Raw genomic sequence first — 18,670 nt, 5'->3', positions numbered from 1 at the left:
ATCGACTGGCCGCATCCACCAGTCAAGAGGCATGGCCGATTGAGTCGAGCTATCACACGCTCGCGCTGAGCGTGATGAGAAGTTCATCCAACTGCGCGAACTGCTCCGGCAACACGTCTTCCATGCCGACGAAAGACTGGTCGAGCGCTTCCTTCGAGGGATAGAGTTCCCGCAGTACCAGCAGCGTCCTGCCGTCCTCTTCCTCGAAGGTCACCGTGGTGACGGCGCCCTCCTCCCCGCCTTCGTCATTGGTCCAGACGAGGCGCGATGGCGGCGACACGTCGAGATACTTGCCGAAGAAGGCCATGGCGTCCGAAGCGTCGTGTCCGAACGTGATGCGATAGCTGCCCCCGGTGCGAACATCCATCTCGCAGGAAAGAATGGGCACGCCCATCGACTTCGGCGCCCACCACAGCTTGAACAATTCGGGCTTGGTCCACGCGTCGAATACGAGGCGAACCGGGCCGTTGAAGGTGCGCGTCACCACGAGTTCAAGCTCGGATCTCCGTTCGACCGCCGTGCGGCCGTTACTCGCTCTGTCCCCCATCGACTTTCTCCTTCCGTTTCAGGGCCTCAATGACGTCATCAAGCGCGTCGAAGCGTGCGTTCCAGATCTGGCTGCGCGCTTCGATCCAGGCCGCCTCTTCCTCGAGCCCGCGTGAGCCCAGCCTGCAGGTCCGCACACGCCCGACCTTCTCCGTCGTCACCAGCCCCGCCTGCTCCAACACGCCGATGTGCTTCTTCATGCCCGTGAGGGTCATGTGGAACGTCCCAGCAAGCTCCGTGATCGAAGCATCAGCACTGCCGAGCTGCTCCAGAACGCCGCGTCGCGTGGCGTCTGAGAGCGCGGCAAAAGAGGCGTCAAGGCGATCTGTCGAATACTGAACCATATAGTTCAGTGTTTAGCACGCAGATCGGCGTCATGCAAGCGGCCGAGATCGGCCCCAGGCGATCGGCGCAGATATCTCGGCGTGGAAGTCGACGCCCCACCCTCCCTCATTCCTGTGCCTGTCACAAGAATCCAGTGCGCCCAAGTCCTTGGGCGCGATAGACTTTCTTGTTTGGGAGAGTCATTCACGGCACGGACGCGCCGTGGCTGGATTCCTGTGACAAGCACAGGAATGAAGGAGGAGAAATAGGCGCCAGCCAGTTCTCGCAGTGCGGCGGCCACCGGCCAAGCCTTCAGACCTGATCTGACGACCCGGTTTGATGAACCCCTGCATCGATGATCGCCTGGACAACAAGCGCGATGCGTCTGTCACGCATGCCGGGCCTGATGCGGCCTGCACGTTCGAGCTCGGCAAGTCCATGAAGGGCTGCCCAGAAGGTCTCGGTCACGATCTCCGCATCGGCACAGAAGGGAGACACGGCAGCAGCGATGGCAGCGAAACCGGCCCGAAGTTCCGGTCTCGTTTCAGCCTCGGCGAACTGCAACTGGGTCGGCAGGATAAACATCGCCTCGTAGAGTGCCGGGCGGCTGAAGGCGAAGGCAAAATAGGCCATGGCGACATCCATGAGGGGCTCTCGTCGTCCCTTCGCCTCGCCCGCCGCATCCTGGAGAACGGTTGCAAGCTCCTTGAAGCCCTCGACTGCGACCGCTGCAACGATGGCGTCCCTGTTGGCGAAATGCGAATAGAGGACTGGCTGGCTGTATTCGATTTCCGTGGCCAGGCGGCGGATCGTCACCGCATCCCATCCTTCGCTCTCGGCGACGGCACGGGCCGCCGCGACAATGCGATCTTCGCGCTCGGCCCTTTCCCGAGTTTTTCGCTCTACGGTACCCATTTCCAAAATCTCCACGGCCGGCAGATCAGTAGCGAGGATTATATCCACGCTTGACAAACTAGCAATGCTAGCGCATTTATCTAGCAACGCTATTTTATATAGCATAGACAGAAGGAGTGCATAATGCAGTGGCTGTTAAATGGCACAGGGTTGCTGCTTGCCCTCGCGATTATCGCGATCGGCACCAGCTATATTGCCAGCCCGACGACGACGATGCGCGGCTTCGGCCTGCCGCTGCCTGAAGATGGCCCAAACGTCGCCTGGTGGCTTCGCCTCAAAGGGGTGCGCGATATCGTCGCCGGATTGCTCGTGCTGGCGTTCATGGTGTGGGGCGTTGAGCGCGAGGTCGGCATCGTGCTTTTGATCGAAGCGATGATCCCCGCAGGCGACATGCTGCTCATTCTCGCAGCGAAAGGCTCCACCAAAAGCGCCTTCGGCATTCACGGCCTGACGGCAATGATCATGGTCCTGGTTGCAGTCCCCATGATGATCGGGGCCGACTAAGATGGTTCACGTTCTTTCAATCTGGTTCCTGGTCGCCGCCTTCTCCGGCGCAGGCCTCGTCAACGCCATCGGCACGTCCGGGACGCGAAGCGATTTCGCCCGGTTGGGCTATCCGCGCTGGTGGGGTATTGTGACCGGTGCACTGGAAATTTTGAGCGCCGTCCTGATTGCGCTTCCCGTCAGCCGCATTGTCGGAGTGGCGCTCGGCGCAGTCATCATCGCGGCTGCGGTTTTCACTTTTCTCCGCCACCGCGACCATGCACACTTGGCGCCGCTCAGCGTGTTTGTCACCTTGATTGCTGTTGCCGCGATCTCATCTTGAGCACGACCGCTTTCACCGACAGGCGTGTGCAACCCGCCCCCTACCCTCCGTCATCCCAGGCCCTGAGCCTGGGATCCATGCCCGCTGCTGATCGAGGAGGCCAGAGTGGATCCTCGGGTCAAGCCCGAGGAGGACGGAGCGCGGGGTGGCGTCTGCAGCAGGAACAGCGACGTATCCCGACATGATCGGGAGCCATCTACACCGATTTTTGTCCCGTGATTTCGCCCATGCAAAACCGTTGACATTACGCTGCGTAGAATATATCCATACGGTTATATAGCTAGATGGTGATATATGGACGACAAGCTCGATGCGATTTTCTCCGCACTCGCCGATCCAACAAGGCGAGCAATTCTTGGGCGGCTTGCGAACGGCAAGGCGACGGTGGCTGAACTCGCCGATCCCTTCGAGTTGTCTCAGCCTGCCATATCCAAGCATCTCAAGGTCCTGGAACAGGCCGGATTGATCCGCTCCGGCCGTGAAGCGAATTCGCGTCCCCGCGTCCTCGAGCCGGCCGCGTTGAAGACGGTTGCTGATTGGGTCGCCGATTACAGACGCTTCTGGGATCAAAGCTTTGATCGTCTCGATGACTATCTGTCCAAGGTACAAGGATACGACAATGACTAATCCAGAGACCGATACCGACAATACCCGCGACCTGGTTCTTGTCCGAAGGTTTGATGCTCCATGCGATCTGGTTTTCAGGGCATGGACCGACCCGAAAGCGTTGGTGCAATGGTGCGGTCCTCACGGTTTCAAGGCGGTGGGCGACCGACTTGAAGCCTGGCCAGGCGGCAGACACCGCGCCTGTCTGATCGCGCCAGATGGAGAAGAGCATTGGGTCGGCGGAAAATATCTGGAGGTCGAGCCGCCGCACAGGCTTGTCTTCACACATGCCTGGGAGCTCGCAAGCGGCGAAAACAGCCCGGAAACGGTCGTCACCATCACGTTCAGGGACAGCGACGGAGGCACGGAAATGACGTTTCGGCAGAGTGGATTTGATAGCGCATCGTCACTAAAGGGTCACGAAGACGGCTGGTCGCAAAGTCTCGAGCGGTTGAGCTTCTTTCTCGGGACTAGACCCGAAGGGCCGGATCATGCCTAAGGCGGCGATGAAGCTCTATTACTGCGAGACGCTCAATCCCCGGAAGGCCTGCGCCGCCGCTCGTTTTCTCAAAGCCGACGTCGAGTTCGTCAGGGTTGACCTGGCAAGCGGAGAACAGCGCACCGCAGAATTCCTGGCGCTTAACCCGAACGGGAAAGTCCCGGTGCTGCAGGATGATGCCGGAACTTTATGGGAGGCGAACGCCATCATGTGCAGGCTGTCTGACAGCATCGAATCGGATTTTTGGCCGCATGACCACCGGCAGATCGACGTGCTGCGCTGGTTGAGTTGGGATGCCAGTCACTTCACCCAGCACGGGGCAACGCTGTGGTTTGAAGCCTTGATCAAGCCGTTGTTCGGCGGGGAGCCTGACGTCGCCGTGATCGAAGATGCGAAGACCAGTTTTCGGCTCCATGCTCGCGTGCTCGACGATCACTTGGCCAAGAACAGCGTCGCGGTCGGGGAAACACTGACTGTGGCAGATTTCGCATTGGCCGCTGCACTTCCTTTTGCAACCGCCGCCGGGATTCCACTCGCCGAGTTTCGGCATATCCAAGCGTGGTACGGGCGGCTTGAAGAACTGGATGCGTGGCGAAACCCTTTCCCGGCCTAAGAGGGCACGGCCGAAGGACCCTTTGCCAGGGTGAAAGGCGTTGGCAAAGGCACGTGAATTTATCGAGATCGGCTACTGATCTATTGGCTACCTTACTGGAGATGAAGCATGTTCACCCACGTGATGATTGGAAGCAACGACTTGGAGCGGGCCAGAAACTTCTACGACGCCACGTTCGCTGCCTTGGGAGGCAAGCCCGGCGAGATGGATGCAAGAGGTAGACTGATCTATGCCCACGAGGGAGGTAGGCTGATGATCACGAAACCAATTGATGGCAAGCCGGCGACCGTAGCCAACGGCGGGACTATCGGTATCGCCGCCGCGAGCCCCGACCATGCTCTAGCGTGGCATGCCGCCGGTACTGCGCATGGTGGCACAGCGATCGAGAGCCCGCCAAGGGAACGTCCGAACGGGTCATTCGTCGCCTATCTTCGCGATCCTGACGGAAATAAACTGACCGTACGATCGCAGCCGACGAAATGAGATAGCCTTCAGCAGCGCCTACTGGACAGCGTGGTCGAGAGCGACCCATGTGCCATCAGGAGGCCAGAGTGGATCCTCGGATCAAGCCCGAGGAGGACGGAGCGCGGGGTGGCGTCCGCAGCCGGAACAGCGACGTATGCCGACATGATAGGGTGCCATCAACACCAGTTTGGCCCGCAATTTCGCCCATGAAGGCATCGCCGAGGCCCCAAACACCCGTTTCAATTTCCAGCCATCGCTTCTGCCACCGCGGCGTCGGAGACTTCCTTTGCCACCTCTGATATCAATGATCTGAGCCACCGATGGGCGGGGTCGTTTCGGTAGCGGACATGCCATGCCAGCTCGACCGGGAAGCGGCCGAGATCGACCGGTGCGGGCAGGACTTTGAGACGTGGGTCGCGGGCAAGGCGATGGCAGATCAGCCGGGGCAGTGTGGCGCAGTAGTCGGTGACGGCCACCATTTCCGGGACGGCCAGGAAATGGGTGACGGAGACCGAAACGTCGCGCCTGAGACCGGCCTGCTGCAGCATCTGGAACAGGCCGACGCGCATCCGGCCGGGCGGAAGCACGTTGACATGCCGCATCCGCTGATACTGTTCCTCGGAGATGCTTTCGGCGATCTCGGGATGATCTTTGCGCACGACACAGGCCAGCCCATCATCCATGAGATGCTGCACGACCATGTTATCAGGCGGCTCGACGATCCTGCCGAGCACCATTTCCGTCGCCCCTGACATCGCGCCGGTCTCGGCCAGATCATTGCCGAAGGGCGTCAGGCGCAGCCTGATCCCGGGCGCGCATTCGCGCAGCCGCGCCACGATCACCGGCATCAGCACAAACTCGACGTAACTATTGGGGGCGATGGTGAACTGCCGTGTCGCCCGCGCCGGATCGAACGCCTGCTGACCGAGAATGACGTCATCGAGGCTCGCCAATGCCCCGCGGATCACCGGAGCAAGTGCCTCTGCCATCTCAGTCGGCTTCATGCCATAGCGCTCGCGGATGAACAGCGGATCGCGCAACGTCTCGCGAAGGCGGTTCAAGGCGTTGGAGACGGCCGGTTGCGTCATGCCCAGTTGTTCGGCTGCGCGCGTGACATTGCGCTCTTCCATGAGCGCCACGAAGACAGGCAGGAGGTTGAGGTCATACTTCATCCAGATATATTGCCGAACGCATAACTGAAATCAAAGAAATAAATTTCAGGAATGAGAGCGGCCGAGGCATGATCCCCTCATCGACAGCAACCGATCACATCTGTCTCGAAAGGATCTCCAGATGAAAATCCTCATGGTTCTCACCTCGCACGACCAACTGGGCAATACCGGCCGGAAGACCGGCTTCTGGCTCGAAGAATTTGCCGCTCCCTATTATGCCTTCCTCGAAGCCGGCGCCGATATCACCGTCGCATCGCCGAAGGGCGGACAGCCGCCTCTCGACCCGAAGAGCGACGAACCCGGCTTCCAGACCGACCAGACCCTTCGCTTCCATGGCGACCCGGATGCCCAGGCCGTGCTCGCCTCGACCGTAAAGCTCGCTTCGGTCTCCCATGACGATTGCGACGCGGTGTTTTATCCGGGCGGCCATGGCCCGCTTTGGGATCTGGCGGAAGACAGGAATTCGATCGCCCTCATCCAATCGCTCTATCAGGCCGGCAAGCCCGTCGCCTTTGTCTGCCACGCCCCGGGTGTGCTGCGCCACGTCAAGGCTGCCGACGGCACGCCGCTGGTTCAGGGCAGACACGTCACCGGCTTCAAGAACTCCGAAGAAGACGGCGTCGGCCTCACCCAGGTGGTGCCGTTCCTGGTCGAGGACATGTTGAAGGAGAACGGCGGCATCTATTCCAGCGGCGACGACTGGTCGTCCTATGCTGTGAAGGACGGCCTGCTCATCACCGGGCAGAACCCCGGCTCATCGGTGGAGACCGCCGGCATTCTGCTCGCCGCCGTGACGGCGGCAAAGGCCGCCTGACACAGAGCGGCTGGTCGCGGATAAACCCAGGACCAGCCGCCCTGTTGCTTGTGTTGCGGCGATGATCAGAGCTTTCCCTCTGCCAGCAGTTCGCGGGTCCGCTTCAGCGTCGACAGCAGTGCGGCCTTGTAGCCCGTTTCGCCATCGAATTGCGCCTGCTCGGCCTGCTCTTCCGGGCCGTTCGGCTGTTTGCCGCGCAGGCCGAGATAGCAGTAGAAGCGCAGCTGCAGCTGACCTTCTTCATCCTCGAAAAGCTCGTTGATGATCGCTCCCTCGCGTGGCCCCGTTGCCTGAAAGAAGGTGACCTTGCTTTGCCGGTCGAGGGTGATGATCTCGCGCAGATCCTGCCCGGCAATCGTCGCCTCGCGCACGAAATGGGTCGGGCTTTCCTCGACGACATCGCAACGGGTGCAGAGACCGGCGGGAAGAAAGAGCCGGGCGTCGCGTGCCTTGCGTTCGAGACCTTGCCAGGCCTCGGCGCGCGTCAAAGGGGTTTCGCCTTCCGGGTTCACCGGAACTGTGGCGGTCGAATAGATCATGGTGATCGTCCTTTTGAGATCGCTGTTGCTGCCTCAGGCGGAGGCAGTGGTTTCCGCGGCGAAGGCGCGATAGGAGCGCAGCGGGCGTCCGAGCAACTTTGTCAGGCGCTCGACGTCGCCCGCCTCAGGCAGCATCCCGTCGGTCAGGAAGCGTTCGCCCATCAGGCGCATGTCGTAGGCCATCCAGGCGGGCATGAACTGCTTGAGATTCTGCTCGAAGCCCTCGGTATTGTCGCCGCCATAATGGATCGGACGGGCAAGTACGTCGGACCAGATAGCGGCGATATCGGCTCCGGTGAGTGTCTGCGGACCGACGAGGTTGATCCGGTCGAGCGCCAGCGGCGCTGCAGCCTGTTCGCGGCGCAGCAGTTCAAGGGCGGCGATCTCGGCGATATCACGCACGTCGATCATGGCGAGACCCTTTGGCCCGATCGGCATCGGGTAGGCGCCGTAGCCGGTGATGACGTCTTTGACCGTCAGATCGTTCTGGATGAAGTAGGCCGGGCGCAGGATCGTCGCCTTGAAACCCATCTCTTCGATCATCCGCTCGACGCCGAACTTGCCGGCGAAATGCGGCACGTTGACGTAGACGTCGGCGTGGATCACCGACAGATAGACGATCCGCTCGATGCCGGCCGACCGGGCGACGTTCAGCGCGATCAAAGCCTGGGTGAATTCGTCCGGCACCACGGCGTTGAGCAGGAACAGGGTCGACACGCCTGATATGGCGTTGCGCAGCGAGTCGACGTCCAGGAAGTCGCCCTGCACGACGCTGACGCCAGCCGGGAATTCGGCTTTCGATGGGTCGCGGACAAGAGCGCGGACATCGGCGCCGCGCTTGACGAGGTGTTCGACGACTTGGCGGCCAACATTGCCTGTGGCGCCGGTGACGAGAATGGTCATGGTCTTTCTCCGTGTTGGGTTGCTTGACACCTCGAATATGTGTGGTTCACTGGTAGTCCGATAGACAGAAATTTTAGACGCACAGTCTCGCTGGTGGAACACTCATGGATCTTCTTGCGCTTGCCGATTTCAATCTCGTTGCCCGCCATGGTGGCTTCGGCAAAGCGGCAAGGGCCACCGGCCGGCCGAAGGCAACCCTGTCGCGGCGTGTCGCCGAGCTGGAAAGCGGACTTGATCTACGGCTGTTTGAACGGGGTGCGCGGAACCTGAAGCTCACCGAAGAAGGACGGGCGCTGTTCGAGCGGACGGGGGCACTGCTTGCCGAGCTGGACGAGACGGCGTCAGCGATTGCCTCAGGCGGTCAAAAACCCAAGGGCAGATTGCGGATCAGCGCACCTTTGCATTTTTCCCAGACCGCTATGGGCAGGATCGCCGCCGGCTTTACCCTCCAATATCCGGAGGTCAGGCTCGAGGTAACGAGTGAGGATCGGTCTGTCGATATGATCGAGGAAGGCTATGATCTGGTCATCCGGGTCAATCCGGATCCCGACGAAAGCCTGGTCGGACGGGTGTTTCTGCGCGACCGGCTGGTGGTGGTGGCAAGCCCCGATCTTCCCCGCCCGACCGGCGGACGTGCCGCTCCCGGCGTTGCGCGCGGCGCCGGCGAAGCCCAAACATGGCAGGTGAAGACACCAGGCGGCCGGTCGGCGATCAGGATCGAGACTGTGCTGAGCTTGGCGACGCTGATCATGGTCCGCGATGCGGTGCGCGCCGGCGTCGGTGCAGGACGTCTTCCCATTTCGCTGGTGAGCCATGACCTAGCGGACGGCACATTGGTCAATTGGGGGGATATGGACGCCCCCGAGATCGCCCTCTGGACGCTCTACCCCTCACGGCGGCTGCTCAGCGCGCGCGTATCGGCGTTCCTGGACTTTCTCAAACAGGCCTTCCCCAATGGGACGGCTGACGAACTGGCCGCCTATATTGGCAGGTGATGACTGAACCCGCTTTCGGGCGTAGAGAGTCTGGCCCATAACCGACGAGATCGACATCCGAAGGAGAGCAGTGTGTTTCGTTATCTCTTTGGCGCAATATTAGCGTCCGTGCCGCTCGCTGCCGCCAATGCACAACCGCCAAATTTTTGCAGAACCAGTTTCAAGCCTAACGAACCGTTCGAGTCGCGTTTCGTAGGAATTGACTACGCGCTGACCATGCATGTGCTTGCGGAGAGATATTGCGAGGCGGAGCCGAAGCCGATGGGCCCGCGATTTTTACAATACGTCGAGAAACAAGGTTGTGGTCCTGGAACAGAGATCTATTCCGATGTCGAGGCGGCGATTGCAAAGCTTGAGGGGGCGAGCCTGAAGCTTCTCGCTCAGAATGGAGACCCCGGTCTGGCGATCTCCGAACCGCAGGTGCAGGAGTGGGCGTTGGCCACGACGAAAGAGCTTGGAGGATGCGACGCATTGAAAGCTGCGCATGATGCCGAGCTTCAGCAGTAGGTGGCAAATAAGAGAACTTATTCCTGCAAAGATCCCAATTCATGTCAAAGGCCAGCGGCGTTGGTATCTATGGCAACGGTGCGCCATGAGCGGGCGTTGCAGCTGCCGTAAAAGCCACTAGTCTCTGTGCAGAGGGATGGGCAAAGGGAGTGCCGGTTTTGGATGAAGAAGTTTCAGATCGCATCGTTGAACAACGGTGGCGAAATCGGATCATCGACGCCATCGAAGTTCTCGCTCAGGGAAACGAAGGTCTCATTGAAGTGAATTACAATGAGTTCTTCGAAGGTTTTTACGACTATTGGCGTGACGGGCAATTGGTTGTGAGGCCAAATAGCGCGATCACGACCGATGAAGAGCGGACCGTCGATGCGCTGGGGCGAATGCTGGAGGATATCAGCATGGAAACCCGGCACTTCCAAAGCGAGGCAGAATACATTCAGTCGGGGTGCGCTGAACGGATCAAGCCGGTGGCGCAGGAGGCTCTGAAGTTGTTTCTGTCGCGCGGTCGATTTCGTGAGGATTGCGAAGAACTATCTCCAACTCTGGACACATACCAAACGTAGACCGAAACGTCCGGCGTGGCGCAAATCGGCCAGCGCATAAGGAACAGGCGCATTGGTCAGCACCGCAGTAGAGTTGGGCAGCAGCGGATCAACGAGCGCTCCTAGCTATGATCTCAATCACGCTTTCTCTGTACCCGTCCGTCCGGTAGATTCCCTGCACCCGGCAGCCACGCATGACTTCATAGCCTTCGCCATTATCCGGATCCGATCGCTTGAGAGCAACAATCACGTCGTTCAGCCCCGTCCACTGGTCCGCAAGCCCGCTTCGTGTCCAACTGAATGACAATGGGCCTTGTTGAACGCTCCCCTTCAGGGCCTCCAGTACTTCGAGGGTCACCCTCGCCTCACCAGGCTTTAAAACTTCGTAGTCCCGGAAAGTCCCCCGGACAATGACGTCAGCGTCGAACAAATCCGACAAAAATCCTCGAGGTGCTGCGCATGCGTGGGCGCTCGCCGCAGCGGTGAGAACGAATATCAGCGCGTAGATTGTCCGAAGCAATAAATTCATCCCAAACCATTCGGGCTAGCTGGTCAGTGACACTAGCATGATAAAGCTGAGCGAAATTCAGTCGCGCGCACCTTTTCTCAAACAGGCCTTCCCCGATGGTACGGCTGACGAATTAGCCGCCTATATCGGCAGGTGATGACCGCGCTTTGCCGGCCTCATGGATGAGCCCTGCGTTGCATGATTCATGGAGCGCGCAGCGGCTCATATGAGATGATGGAAGGCGGTCGCGTGCTTTCGCGGGAACCCGCCGTCGACGAAAAGCTTTCCTGCATAATTCCTCGAATCAAAGTCGATTTTAGGATAAAATTAACCAGCGCATTTAAAGGGCCGAAACGTCCTTGCGCGCCGCATGCGTCGCGCAGCGCTTACGAAGGAAAGATGAGCCAATGAAAAGGTTAGCAATCGTTATCCTGTCGCTGGTGACGGCGCTGACGAGCGTCCCGCCGGCCATGGCGTTTCCCACCGTTGCCGTGCCCAAGATCGAAGCCGCGGAGGCGCAGCCGGTCCAGTACAGAAACTATCGCGGCGGCTACCGCGGTGGATACCGAGGCGGCTATCGAGGCTACCGCGGGGGTGGCTACCGCAACGACAATTGGGCTTGGGGTCTCGGCGGGCTCGCGACCGGCGCAATCATCGGCGGAATGCTGGCGCAGCCGTATTATGGCCGAAGCTATTACGGTCGGGGCTACTACGATCAGGGCTACTACGACCGGGGCTACTACGGATCGCCCTATTACGGTCCGCCGCGCTACTACGGCTCGACCATTTACCGTCCGCGCTACTACGCGCCGCGCTCGTACCGCCAAGTCTATAGTGGCGGCAACGGACATACGAGCTGGTGCTACTCGCGCTACCGGTCTTACAGGGCTTACGACAACACGTTCCAGCCCTATTACGGTCCGCGACGGGCGTGCGTCTCGCCCTACTAAAGCATGCCGCGCAAAAGTGTGCAGCGGTTTTGCGATAACGACATTGCGTAAAAACAAAGACCTAAAGCGCGACAAGCGAATCTGAAAGTTCGCGATGCGCTTCGCCGCCGGTGGAGGCGAGAGTGTGGATCCTCGGGTCAAGCCCGAGGAGGACGGAGCGTGGGGTGAGTTTGGAGCAAGGACAGCGACGCATCCGGACATGATCGGCGACCAGGCAACCGTGGAAAACATAACAACGACCCGGGCTACGAGCGCATGCCACATTGAACAGCCTCCATGTCTCAATGCAGAAGATTTGACATCAGCGGAGACGACCAGCGTAGCGGGAGTTTCGTCGATCTTTGGAACAATGAGCCATCTCCGCGGGCAGGATTACGGCCTGTCGTCGAGAGTTTAATTGGGCGCTTTGTGCTGATCACGGAGACAATAATCTCCGCGTCCAGCCCCATTGTTCGCAAGCCGGCGTCTCAGCCGGCAGCGAACTTCTGGACGGCTGTAACGTCGAAATAGTCCCGCCACTCGACAATCTTGTCACCGTCGATCTCGAAAATGCCCATGATCATCACGCGTCCGATTTCGCTGCCGTCGGCACGCTCGAACCGGTCGAGCCTTTCGGTGAGAACGCGAGATCCGTCGGCGGCAATCGCGAGCATGTCGATATGGACCGTCGAGATGCCCATCGACGTTTCCAGCCCGTCGATCATGGCGATAGCCTCTTCGGCGCCCGTCGTAACTGAAACACCTTCGTTGACCCAGCGCGTGTTGGGTGTGAACCAGCGACGGACGGCTGGCCTTCCGCCGTCTTCAACGAACGTGGCGCAAAAAGCCGATACAGTTTCGATTGGGTTGGGCATGGCAGTTCCTCATAGGTGATTTAGAAGCCTCATGGCCTCGGTGTTGAGCCTGAAGATAGGCTTTGAACCGCGACGTCACGATGCCAGATCTTCCGCTATCATTGCCTGATTTTCCGGAAAGTTTGATAATTCTGGGCAATCGAATTAAGATGCCATGATGAGCGAACTCGACAAAATCCGCGCCATGGCGATGCGCCACGCTGGCCGTCAGAGTCCTCAACTGCCGAGACTGTTCGCTTACACCCTCGACCATACAACCGAGATCGACCCGCTGATCTACGATCCTGCGGCGTCCCTGGTGATCCAGGGAACTCAGCGCATGTTTATCGGCGACAAGATGTTTGAGTACGGTCCTGGCCAAAGCATGATTGTCGCGGCTGAGATCGCTGCATTGGGTCAGATCTGTGAGGCGTCAGAGGATCAACCGTTTCTCGCAGTCGGTCTATTTTTGGACCCCGCCCTGCTGTCGGATCTCGTACTTGAAATGGCAGCGATACCAGAGTTGCCGATTGAATCGGGATACGGCGTTAGCACCGCGAGCGCGTCGCTTCTGGGCGCTTGGGGAAGACTACTGGAACTACTCGATCGCCCAACCGAAATCCCGGTCATGGCTCAGTCTCTGGAGCACGAGCTCATGTTTCGGCTGCTGATGGGACCGCACGGCGGCCTGCTCCGTCAGATTGTCGGATCTGACTCGCGCCTGATGCACATCCGAAAGGCCATGGCTTGGATCCGCGACCACTACACCGAGCGCCTCAATTTCAAGGCGGTCGCTGCGCTCGCGGGCATGAGCGTATCCGTGTTTTACGACCGCTTTAAAGCCGTTGCCGCCGTCAGCCCGCTTCAGTATCAGAAATATATCCGGCTCCACGAGGCCCGCCGTCGCATGATCGCGAACCAGGTGAGTGCAGCCGAGGTGGGGTTTGCGGTCGGCTATGAAAGCGCCTCGCAGTTCAGCCGTGAGTACAAGCGTCTCTTCGGAGCGCCGCCGGGTCAAGACACCGAGAGAGCGAAAGCGGGCTTGGGGGGAATCAATCGGCCAAGATCGCTTGTTGCTCGGCCAGATGTTGCTTGAAGCGGCGACCGTAGTTCCGCCCCACGGCCGCGACGACGCTCTCTCGTAATGCCAAAGCCTCACGCCATATGGATACGCGTGGGAGCCCCTGAAATATCATCTGCGTCACGGTCGGGTTGATGAGGTCGAAATACCGGAACAGAGGCGCGAACACCGCATCGACCATGCTGAACGTCGATCCAGAGAAGTAGGGCCCCCGGTCACGCACATCTTCGAGCCTCTCTAGCCGGTTTCGGAACGCTGCCCGCTTGGCGTCTGCGGTCGCACGATCCTTGGCGTTAAGGAATTGCCAGGCTTCGGCGAGGGTCGCCGTGCCATATTCGATCCACGCGCGCTGTTGAGCGCGCGACAGCGCGTCCTCAGAGTAGAGCCTTGCGCCGCCCTGCGTCTCTTCGAGATATTCGCAGATCACCATGCTTTCGAACAGAGTTGCGTCCCTGTCATCCGCCCGCTCCACCTTCAGCAAGGGCACCTTGCCTGTCGGAGAAAGCGCCAGGAACCAGTCCGGTTTGTCAGCGAGATCGACGTCGATCCTGTCGAACGACACGCCCTTCTCCAAAAGGACGATCGCCGCACGCTGAACGAACGGGCATAGCGGATGGCTGATGAGCGTGAGCTTGCTGGTTGTCATGATGGCCTCTCGATAACCGACAATCTGGGGAGCACTTGCCTGGTCTAAAGCAATTGTCCTCCCGAGATGTCGAACGTGGTGCCATTGGCCCAAGCCATGTCGTTGGACAGGATCGCGGCGACGGCGCCGCCCACATCGTCCGGCAGGCCGACGCGGCCCAGCGCGATGCCCTGCGCCACGTATGCGTTCACGCCCTCATTGTCGCGCACTGCGCCGCCACCAAAATCGGTTGCGATGGCGCCCGGCGCGATGGCGTTGACGCGAATCCTGCGTTCACCCAACTCCACAGCCAGATAACGTGAAAGCACCTCGACCGCCGCCTTCATGGCTGCGTAGAGGCTGTACCCCGGCAAGGTGAAGCGCACGAAGCCGGACGAGACGTTCAGTATGCGCCCGCCGTCCGCGATCAGCGGCAGAAGCTTCTGGGTCAGGAAAATCGGCCCCTGGAGATGGGTAGAAACCAGGGAAGCAAACTGCTCCTCGGTCGCATCGACAAAATTCGAGAACAGGCCGTTGCCGGCGTTATTGACGAGATAGTCGAAACGATCTCGGTGGAAGTCCGACCTGAGCGTCTCGGTGACGGCGCCAACGAATGCCGGGAAGCTCGCCGTGTCGGTTACATCAAGCGCCAGCATCGACGCCTTGCCGCCCAGCGCTTCTATTTCCTGACGCAAGGCGTTGGCCTCGGTCATGCCATTACGGTAGGTGCCGATGATATGGACCCCCCGCTTGGCCAGGTGAAGCGCCATGTTGCGGCCAAGGCCGCGGCTTGCGCCGGTGATAAGTGCGATAGGGTGGGTCATGGCTGCCTTTCTCGGATGTCGCGCCCTCAGGCGCTTTTGTTGGATCCAAGATAGGCAAACGCCGGGTTGGGAACACGCCCGATCGGCTCAACCTCTTGCCTGATTGTCTCAAAACCTTTGCTTTTTCGCGGGGCCGTGGCACACTGGAGAAATGACAGACGATCTCGCGCCGCATCTGGACATTGTGTTGCGTCATGCCGCGACGGGCTCGACGGACACACTGATCCCCCGCCTCGACATGTTCGTAGGACAAGACACCATGGGCAAGGTGCCTTGCCTTTATCGCTCGATGATCTGCTTCATTCTGCAAGGGTCTAAGCGCGTTGCAATCGGCGACACCCTTCTGAGTTACGACAGCGCGCAGTATTTCATCAGTGCTCTCGACCTACCGCTGACTGGGCAAATTCTGGATGCCGGCAAGGGTCGCCCCTATGTCGCGGTCTCACTCGTCCTGGAGCCGGGGCTGTTGGCAGAGCTGGCAGCGACCATGCCCTCCGTACGAGAGAGCGATCAGAAAGGCATGGGCGTCGCGGTCAATCCAATGATCGCTCCGCTTCGCGATACATTGCTCCGGTTGCTGTCGTTGCTCGATAACCCGGCGGATATTCCCATTCTCAGCCCGATGATCGAGCGCGAGCTACTCTACCGGTTGCTGCAGGGCCCACAGAGGCGATTGCTGCGTCAGATCGCACGGCCTGAAGGTGCCTTGGCCCGCGTCCGGCGCGCCATCGCGTGGATCAGGGACCACCCCGACGCGCAGCTTCGCATCGAGGCCCTTTGCGATGCCAGCGGGATGAGCCGCGCAAGCTTGCATCGCCATTTCCTGGCGATCACTGGCTTCAGTCCTCTTCAGTATCAAAAGCAGCTGAGATTGCAGGAAGCCCGCCAACTGTTGCTAGCGGGCGGCCATAGCGCGTCGGATGCGGCGTTCGCGGTCGGATACGAGAGCGCCTCGCAATTCAGCCGCGAGTATCTTCGGCAATTTGGCGCGCCGCCGGCGCGGCATGTCCAGGAGATGCGTCAAGCGATTGAACACCCGACGGTGGCGTAGACGTCTGCGGCGGGCCAATCTCCAAGACGCCGAGCTGCCAGCCCGCATTGCGGCTTGGCGCAGGCACACCATCGCCACAGCTAGAGCATGTCGCGCAAAAGTGTGCAGCGGTTTTGCGCGACATGCGCAAAACCAAAGACCTGAAGCGCGGGCCAAGCGAATCTGAAAGATCGCGACGCGCTTTAGCGGAAACCGCCGCTGGCGGCCAATCGTTCGCCGCTCAGCCAGCGCGCATCGTCGGAAGCGAGGAAGACGGCGACACCGGCGATATCGTCCGGCTGGCCGATGCGGCCGAGCGGCGTCTGGGCGACGATGGTCTGTTCAAAATCCGAGCCGATAACGCCGGCCGTGTGCGTGCCCTCGGTTTCGACCATCCCTGGCAGGATGGCGTTGACGCGGATCTTGCGCGGGCCGAGTTCCTTGGCAAGCACGCTGTTGATGCCCTCGACGGCTCCCTTCGTGCCGGTATAGACGGCGGAGTCTGGCGGCGCCAGGCTGGTGACCACCGAGGAGATGTTGATGATGCTGCCGCCCTCGCCGAGATGCTTGACCGCTGCCTGGGTGGTCAGGAGAACACCGAGAACATTCACGTCGAAGATGCGGCGATATTGCTCCTCGGTCACCTCACCGATCGGCGCGAATTCATACACGCCTGAGTTGTTGACCAGCACGTCGAGCTTGCCGAACTCCTTGACCGCAGCATCGACCAGCCCCTGTGCCTCACCGGCCTTCGAAACATCGCCCTGCACCGCGATGGCTTTGCCACCGGCCGCGCTGATCGCCTCAACCACGGCGTCCGCTCCCGCCTTGCTCGAAGCGTAGTTGACCACCACTTTTGCACCTTCAGCTGCGAACGCCTTGGCAATCGCAGCGCCAATGCCTTTGGAGGCGCCCGTTACGACAGCGACCTTTCCTGTGAGCTTAGCCATTTCTCGTTCCTTCAGATCTGGATAGCCGCCGGGATTGGCAGGCTTGTTCCATAGTTCAGAAATTCGGAACTGTTGATCTCGATGTCAAGGGACGCTATATAAAATTCATGAGACCGCTCTTTCACCCAGCCCTGGAGGACATCAAGCCCGAGGCGATCCTCTATGCGCTGTCCGATCCGGAGCGCGTTGCCATTTATGCAAAGCTTGCCGGCGCCGGCGGTGGCGGGACGTGCTCTGCGCTTGCCGATCTCGGCGACCGTGTCATTCCAAAGTCGTCGCTGTCCAACCATTTCAAGGTGCTGCGCGAGTCCGGGCTGATCATGAGCGAGCGCCAGGGTGTGGAGATGCGCAATCAAACGCGCTGCACCGAGTTGGACGAACGTTTCCCAGGCCTGATCAGGGCCATCCTGACGGCTTACGGCCAGCTTCCCGGGCAGCCGAAGGCGGACTGATAGCCACTAGAGCATAATCCCCAATTGTGAATGACGGCGCAGGTCGAAGCTGATTCAAGATCCACTTTGGAGAGGTGGATGATGGCACGAGTCTTGACCGATGATCTTCGATTGCGGGTGTTGAAACATGGGCTTCAGTGGTAGCGATGGCGAAGCTGGACTCAACAAGACTTCAATTTTAGCGGGGAATGCATTGCGATATACGATCATTATTCTGAGCGTTGTAACGGCTCTAGCGTCGTGTGCTACTTCACCCTATGACACCCCAGAGATACGCCGCGTCGGGTCAGCCGGGAGTGCATTGGGCAAGTGCTTGGAGCGGACCACAAAATCGTATCTTGTTTCAAACAAAGATCCGCAAAAAGTCGCTTCAATGCTTGATAACTCATGCATGGCGGAACGAAAGGCAATGTCGGATGCTAAGCTCGCGGCTGGTCTGCCGGTGGATTATTTCGACTACGGAAAAGGTCGACACGAAGTTTCATTATGGTGGGTGCACTTTTTACAGTAGACCCAGAATAAGCGCTCCCCACCGGCCTCGAAGGCGAAGCGCGCGTGCCGACACCGGTTGAATGCAAGGAGCACCGCTGCGGCGGTTGCGCTTGTTCGGTTTACGGGCTCAGACTTTCCGCAAAGAGGCCCAGGCTGGTGCCTCGGCCGGTGACGACAGCAGGCTTACCCGGCAACAGGCTCATCCTGACATCGTCTCGGACACGGCAATTGTGTCGAAGAGAAAGGGTAGGCCTTCGAGCTCAACTGGTGTTGGGCATTTGGAGTCGCCCCATCGATCGGGGTGTGCCACGGTAAAAGGGAGCTCGACCTGATGGCCCGCGACCATGGCGAGCGTCATCGGCAAGGCAACAGCGAAAAGGTTCTTTCCCAATAAGTAAGCAAAGATGGGGGCTGAAAACATGGCAATAGCCGCCTTCCCATCGCCGACCGGAGTAACGTCCATGGCTTTCCAGGCGACCCATGACAGAAACGCCGCCGGGAGCAGACCGGCCGCAATCGAAAGATTATTCGTTTTGGATGTCCATTCGATGGACGGCAGGAAGTTAAAGCCAGCCATCCTCACGAAAACGGCAAGCATTCCCGGCAACAGCCACACCAGCAGCAAAATGATGACTAGTTTCCTGTTGAGACGCTTCACC

Annotated in this window: 25 protein-coding genes; 14 read left to right on the top strand and 11 right to left on the bottom strand. The window is 59.8% G+C overall.

The window, feature by feature from the left end:
- Positions 1-52 precede the first annotated feature (52 nt).
- The 3 genes from AC2444_RS04105 to AC2444_RS04095 all read right to left on the bottom strand — a co-directional run bounded on the left by AC2444_RS04105 (position 53) and on the right by AC2444_RS04095 (position 1,785).
- Positions 53-547 carry an SRPBCC family protein gene (locus AC2444_RS04105; RefSeq protein ID WP_012756489.1) on the bottom strand — a complete coding sequence of 165 codons (495 nt, stop codon included), beginning with the start codon at positions 545-547 and terminating at the stop codon, positions 53-55.
- On the bottom strand, positions 528-890 hold the full coding sequence (locus AC2444_RS04100) for an ArsR/SmtB family transcription factor (protein ID WP_012756488.1): 363 nt from the start codon (positions 888-890) through the stop codon (positions 528-530). The genes AC2444_RS04105 and AC2444_RS04100 overlap by 20 nt, the downstream gene beginning before the upstream one ends.
- A gap of 292 nt (positions 891-1,182) precedes the next feature.
- On the bottom strand, positions 1,183-1,785 hold the full coding sequence (locus AC2444_RS04095; protein WP_012756487.1) for a TetR/AcrR family transcriptional regulator: 603 nt from the start codon (positions 1,783-1,785) through the stop codon (positions 1,183-1,185).
- A 123-nt stretch (positions 1,786-1,908) separates the two neighbouring features.
- On the opposite strand from AC2444_RS04095, the gene AC2444_RS04090 reads away from it, so the two are divergent.
- The 6 genes from AC2444_RS04090 (at position 1,909) to AC2444_RS04065 (ending at position 4,812) form a co-directional block, all read left to right on the top strand.
- On the top strand, positions 1,909-2,289 hold the full coding sequence (locus AC2444_RS04090; protein WP_012756486.1) for a DUF4267 domain-containing protein: 381 nt from the start codon (positions 1,909-1,911) through the stop codon (positions 2,287-2,289).
- A gap of 1 nt (position 2,290) precedes the next feature.
- Positions 2,291-2,611, top strand: coding sequence for a DoxX family protein (locus AC2444_RS04085; protein WP_012756485.1), 321 nt, complete (start codon positions 2,291-2,293; stop codon positions 2,609-2,611).
- A gap of 294 nt (positions 2,612-2,905) precedes the next feature.
- Positions 2,906-3,238, top strand: coding sequence for an ArsR/SmtB family transcription factor (locus AC2444_RS04080; protein ID WP_003557417.1), 333 nt, complete (start codon positions 2,906-2,908; stop codon positions 3,236-3,238).
- Positions 3,231-3,716, top strand: coding sequence for an SRPBCC family protein (locus AC2444_RS04075; RefSeq protein ID WP_012756484.1), 486 nt, complete (start codon positions 3,231-3,233; stop codon positions 3,714-3,716). The genes AC2444_RS04080 and AC2444_RS04075 overlap by 8 nt, the downstream gene beginning before the upstream one ends.
- Complete coding sequence (locus tag AC2444_RS04070) at positions 3,709-4,329, top strand: glutathione S-transferase family protein (RefSeq protein ID WP_012756483.1); 621 nt, start codon at positions 3,709-3,711, stop codon at positions 4,327-4,329. Before AC2444_RS04075 ends, AC2444_RS04070 begins: the two co-directional genes overlap by 8 nt.
- 108 nt (positions 4,330-4,437) lie before the next feature.
- A complete protein-coding gene (locus tag AC2444_RS04065; RefSeq protein WP_012756482.1) occupies positions 4,438-4,812 on the top strand; it encodes a VOC family protein in 375 nt (124 codons plus the stop codon).
- 221 nt (positions 4,813-5,033) lie between these two features.
- Here AC2444_RS04065 and AC2444_RS04060 read toward each other — a convergent pair whose 3' ends face one another.
- Entirely contained in the window at positions 5,034-5,966 is a 933-nt protein-coding gene (locus tag AC2444_RS04060; protein ID WP_012756481.1) for a LysR family transcriptional regulator, read from the bottom strand.
- A gap of 121 nt (positions 5,967-6,087) precedes the next feature.
- Here AC2444_RS04060 and AC2444_RS04055 point away from each other — a divergent pair, with 121 nt between their 5' ends.
- Complete coding sequence (locus AC2444_RS04055) at positions 6,088-6,780, top strand: type 1 glutamine amidotransferase domain-containing protein (protein ID WP_012756480.1); 693 nt, start codon at positions 6,088-6,090, stop codon at positions 6,778-6,780.
- A gap of 65 nt (positions 6,781-6,845) precedes the next feature.
- On the opposite strand, the gene AC2444_RS04050 is transcribed toward AC2444_RS04055, so the two are convergent.
- Both AC2444_RS04050 and AC2444_RS04045 read right to left on the bottom strand, forming a co-directional pair.
- Positions 6,846-7,319 (bottom strand): AtaL-like protein, encoded by a 474-nt coding sequence (locus tag AC2444_RS04050; RefSeq protein WP_012756479.1) that lies wholly within the window; start codon positions 7,317-7,319, stop codon positions 6,846-6,848.
- A gap of 33 nt (positions 7,320-7,352) precedes the next feature.
- Positions 7,353-8,222, bottom strand: coding sequence for an SDR family oxidoreductase (locus AC2444_RS04045; protein ID WP_012756478.1), 870 nt, complete (start codon positions 8,220-8,222; stop codon positions 7,353-7,355).
- 104 nt (positions 8,223-8,326) lie between these two features.
- Here AC2444_RS04045 and AC2444_RS04040 point away from each other — a divergent pair, with 104 nt between their 5' ends.
- From AC2444_RS04040 to AC2444_RS04025, 4 genes are all read left to right on the top strand, one after another.
- Positions 8,327-9,217 (top strand): LysR family transcriptional regulator, encoded by an 891-nt coding sequence (locus AC2444_RS04040; RefSeq protein WP_012756477.1) that lies wholly within the window; start codon positions 8,327-8,329, stop codon positions 9,215-9,217.
- Between the two features lie 72 nt (positions 9,218-9,289).
- Positions 9,290-9,724, top strand: a complete 435-nt coding sequence (locus AC2444_RS04035) for a hypothetical protein (RefSeq protein ID WP_012756476.1) — start codon at positions 9,290-9,292, stop codon at positions 9,722-9,724.
- A 158-nt stretch (positions 9,725-9,882) separates the two neighbouring features.
- Positions 9,883-10,287, top strand: a complete 405-nt coding sequence (locus AC2444_RS04030; protein ID WP_012756475.1) for a hypothetical protein — start codon at positions 9,883-9,885, stop codon at positions 10,285-10,287.
- Between the two features lie 894 nt (positions 10,288-11,181).
- On the top strand, positions 11,182-11,724 hold the full coding sequence (locus tag AC2444_RS04025; RefSeq protein ID WP_012756473.1) for a BA14K family protein: 543 nt from the start codon (positions 11,182-11,184) through the stop codon (positions 11,722-11,724).
- Positions 11,725-12,191: 467 nt separating this feature from the next.
- On the opposite strand, the gene AC2444_RS04020 is transcribed toward AC2444_RS04025, so the two are convergent.
- Entirely contained in the window at positions 12,192-12,578 is a 387-nt protein-coding gene (locus tag AC2444_RS04020) for a limonene-1,2-epoxide hydrolase (protein WP_012756472.1), read from the bottom strand.
- Positions 12,579-12,735: 157 nt separating this feature from the next.
- On the opposite strand from AC2444_RS04020, the gene AC2444_RS04015 reads away from it, so the two are divergent.
- Positions 12,736-13,653 (top strand): AraC family transcriptional regulator, encoded by a 918-nt coding sequence (locus AC2444_RS04015; protein ID WP_041935636.1) that lies wholly within the window; start codon positions 12,736-12,738, stop codon positions 13,651-13,653.
- Here the strand turns inward: AC2444_RS04015 and AC2444_RS04010 are convergent.
- Positions 13,610-14,284 (bottom strand): glutathione S-transferase family protein, encoded by a 675-nt coding sequence (locus AC2444_RS04010; protein ID WP_128440311.1) that lies wholly within the window; start codon positions 14,282-14,284, stop codon positions 13,610-13,612. The genes AC2444_RS04015 and AC2444_RS04010 overlap by 44 nt on opposite strands.
- A gap of 44 nt (positions 14,285-14,328) precedes the next feature.
- Entirely contained in the window at positions 14,329-15,087 is a 759-nt protein-coding gene (locus AC2444_RS04005) for an SDR family NAD(P)-dependent oxidoreductase (RefSeq protein ID WP_012756469.1), read from the bottom strand.
- A 151-nt stretch (positions 15,088-15,238) separates the two neighbouring features.
- Here AC2444_RS04005 and AC2444_RS04000 point away from each other — a divergent pair, with 151 nt between their 5' ends.
- Positions 15,239-16,138, top strand: coding sequence for an AraC family transcriptional regulator (locus AC2444_RS04000; protein ID WP_128449127.1), 900 nt, complete (start codon positions 15,239-15,241; stop codon positions 16,136-16,138).
- A 182-nt stretch (positions 16,139-16,320) separates the two neighbouring features.
- Here AC2444_RS04000 and AC2444_RS03995 read toward each other — a convergent pair whose 3' ends face one another.
- Positions 16,321-17,067 carry a glucose 1-dehydrogenase gene (locus AC2444_RS03995; protein ID WP_012756467.1) on the bottom strand — a complete coding sequence of 249 codons (747 nt, stop codon included), beginning with the start codon at positions 17,065-17,067 and terminating at the stop codon, positions 16,321-16,323.
- Positions 17,068-17,174: 107 nt separating this feature from the next.
- Between AC2444_RS03995 and AC2444_RS03990 the strand changes: the two genes are divergently transcribed.
- A complete protein-coding gene (locus AC2444_RS03990; RefSeq protein ID WP_012756466.1) occupies positions 17,175-17,519 on the top strand; it encodes an ArsR/SmtB family transcription factor in 345 nt (114 codons plus the stop codon).
- Positions 17,520-18,210: 691 nt separating this feature from the next.
- Here AC2444_RS03990 and AC2444_RS03985 read toward each other — a convergent pair.
- Positions 18,211-18,669: a hypothetical protein gene (locus AC2444_RS03985; protein WP_012756465.1), complete on the bottom strand. Its 459-nt coding sequence runs from the start codon at positions 18,667-18,669 to the stop codon at positions 18,211-18,213.
- Position 18,670 lies beyond the last annotated feature (1 nt).

Source organism: Rhizobium sp. WSM1328 (assembly GCF_057653715.1).
The sequence above is the reverse complement of the archived record's forward strand: the minus strand, read 5'-3'. Positions and strand labels throughout refer to the sequence as shown.

Bases quoted from the DNA above. Each gene is read 5' to 3' on its own strand.
- AC2444_RS04065 (WP_012756482.1), top strand. From the start codon at position 4,438: ATGTTCACCCACGTGATGATTGGAAGCAACGACTTGGAGCGGGCCAGA.
- AC2444_RS04060 (WP_012756481.1), bottom strand. From the start codon at position 5,966: ATGAAGTATGACCTCAACCTCCTGCCTGTCTTCGTGGCGCTCATGGAA.
- AC2444_RS03990 (WP_012756466.1), top strand. From the start codon at position 17,175: ATGAGACCGCTCTTTCACCCAGCCCTGGAGGACATCAAGCCCGAGGCG.
- AC2444_RS04045 (WP_012756478.1), bottom strand. From the start codon at position 8,222: ATGACCATTCTCGTCACCGGCGCCACAGGCAATGTTGGCCGCCAAGTC.
- AC2444_RS04015 (WP_041935636.1), top strand. From the start codon at position 12,736: ATGAGCGAACTCGACAAAATCCGCGCCATGGCGATGCGCCACGCTGGC.
- AC2444_RS04000 (WP_128449127.1), top strand. From the start codon at position 15,239: ATGACAGACGATCTCGCGCCGCATCTGGACATTGTGTTGCGTCATGCC.
- AC2444_RS04050 (WP_012756479.1), bottom strand. From the start codon at position 7,319: ATGATCTATTCGACCGCCACAGTTCCGGTGAACCCGGAAGGCGAAACC.
- AC2444_RS04080 (WP_003557417.1), top strand. From the start codon at position 2,906: ATGGACGACAAGCTCGATGCGATTTTCTCCGCACTCGCCGATCCAACA.
- AC2444_RS04025 (WP_012756473.1), top strand. From the start codon at position 11,182: ATGAAAAGGTTAGCAATCGTTATCCTGTCGCTGGTGACGGCGCTGACG.
- AC2444_RS04010 (WP_128440311.1), bottom strand. From the start codon at position 14,284: ATGACAACCAGCAAGCTCACGCTCATCAGCCATCCGCTATGCCCGTTC.
- AC2444_RS04075 (WP_012756484.1), top strand. From the start codon at position 3,231: ATGACTAATCCAGAGACCGATACCGACAATACCCGCGACCTGGTTCTT.
- AC2444_RS04005 (WP_012756469.1), bottom strand. From the start codon at position 15,087: ATGACCCACCCTATCGCACTTATCACCGGCGCAAGCCGCGGCCTTGGC.
- AC2444_RS04070 (WP_012756483.1), top strand. From the start codon at position 3,709: ATGCCTAAGGCGGCGATGAAGCTCTATTACTGCGAGACGCTCAATCCC.
- AC2444_RS04105 (WP_012756489.1), bottom strand. From the start codon at position 547: ATGGGGGACAGAGCGAGTAACGGCCGCACGGCGGTCGAACGGAGATCC.
- AC2444_RS04085 (WP_012756485.1), top strand. From the start codon at position 2,291: ATGGTTCACGTTCTTTCAATCTGGTTCCTGGTCGCCGCCTTCTCCGGC.
- AC2444_RS04040 (WP_012756477.1), top strand. From the start codon at position 8,327: ATGGATCTTCTTGCGCTTGCCGATTTCAATCTCGTTGCCCGCCATGGT.
- AC2444_RS03995 (WP_012756467.1), bottom strand. From the start codon at position 17,067: ATGGCTAAGCTCACAGGAAAGGTCGCTGTCGTAACGGGCGCCTCCAAA.
- AC2444_RS04095 (WP_012756487.1), bottom strand. From the start codon at position 1,785: ATGGGTACCGTAGAGCGAAAAACTCGGGAAAGGGCCGAGCGCGAAGAT.
- AC2444_RS04055 (WP_012756480.1), top strand. From the start codon at position 6,088: ATGAAAATCCTCATGGTTCTCACCTCGCACGACCAACTGGGCAATACC.
- AC2444_RS04020 (WP_012756472.1), bottom strand. From the start codon at position 12,578: ATGCCCAACCCAATCGAAACTGTATCGGCTTTTTGCGCCACGTTCGTT.
- AC2444_RS04090 (WP_012756486.1), top strand. From the start codon at position 1,909: ATGCAGTGGCTGTTAAATGGCACAGGGTTGCTGCTTGCCCTCGCGATT.
- AC2444_RS04100 (WP_012756488.1), bottom strand. From the start codon at position 890: ATGGTTCAGTATTCGACAGATCGCCTTGACGCCTCTTTTGCCGCGCTC.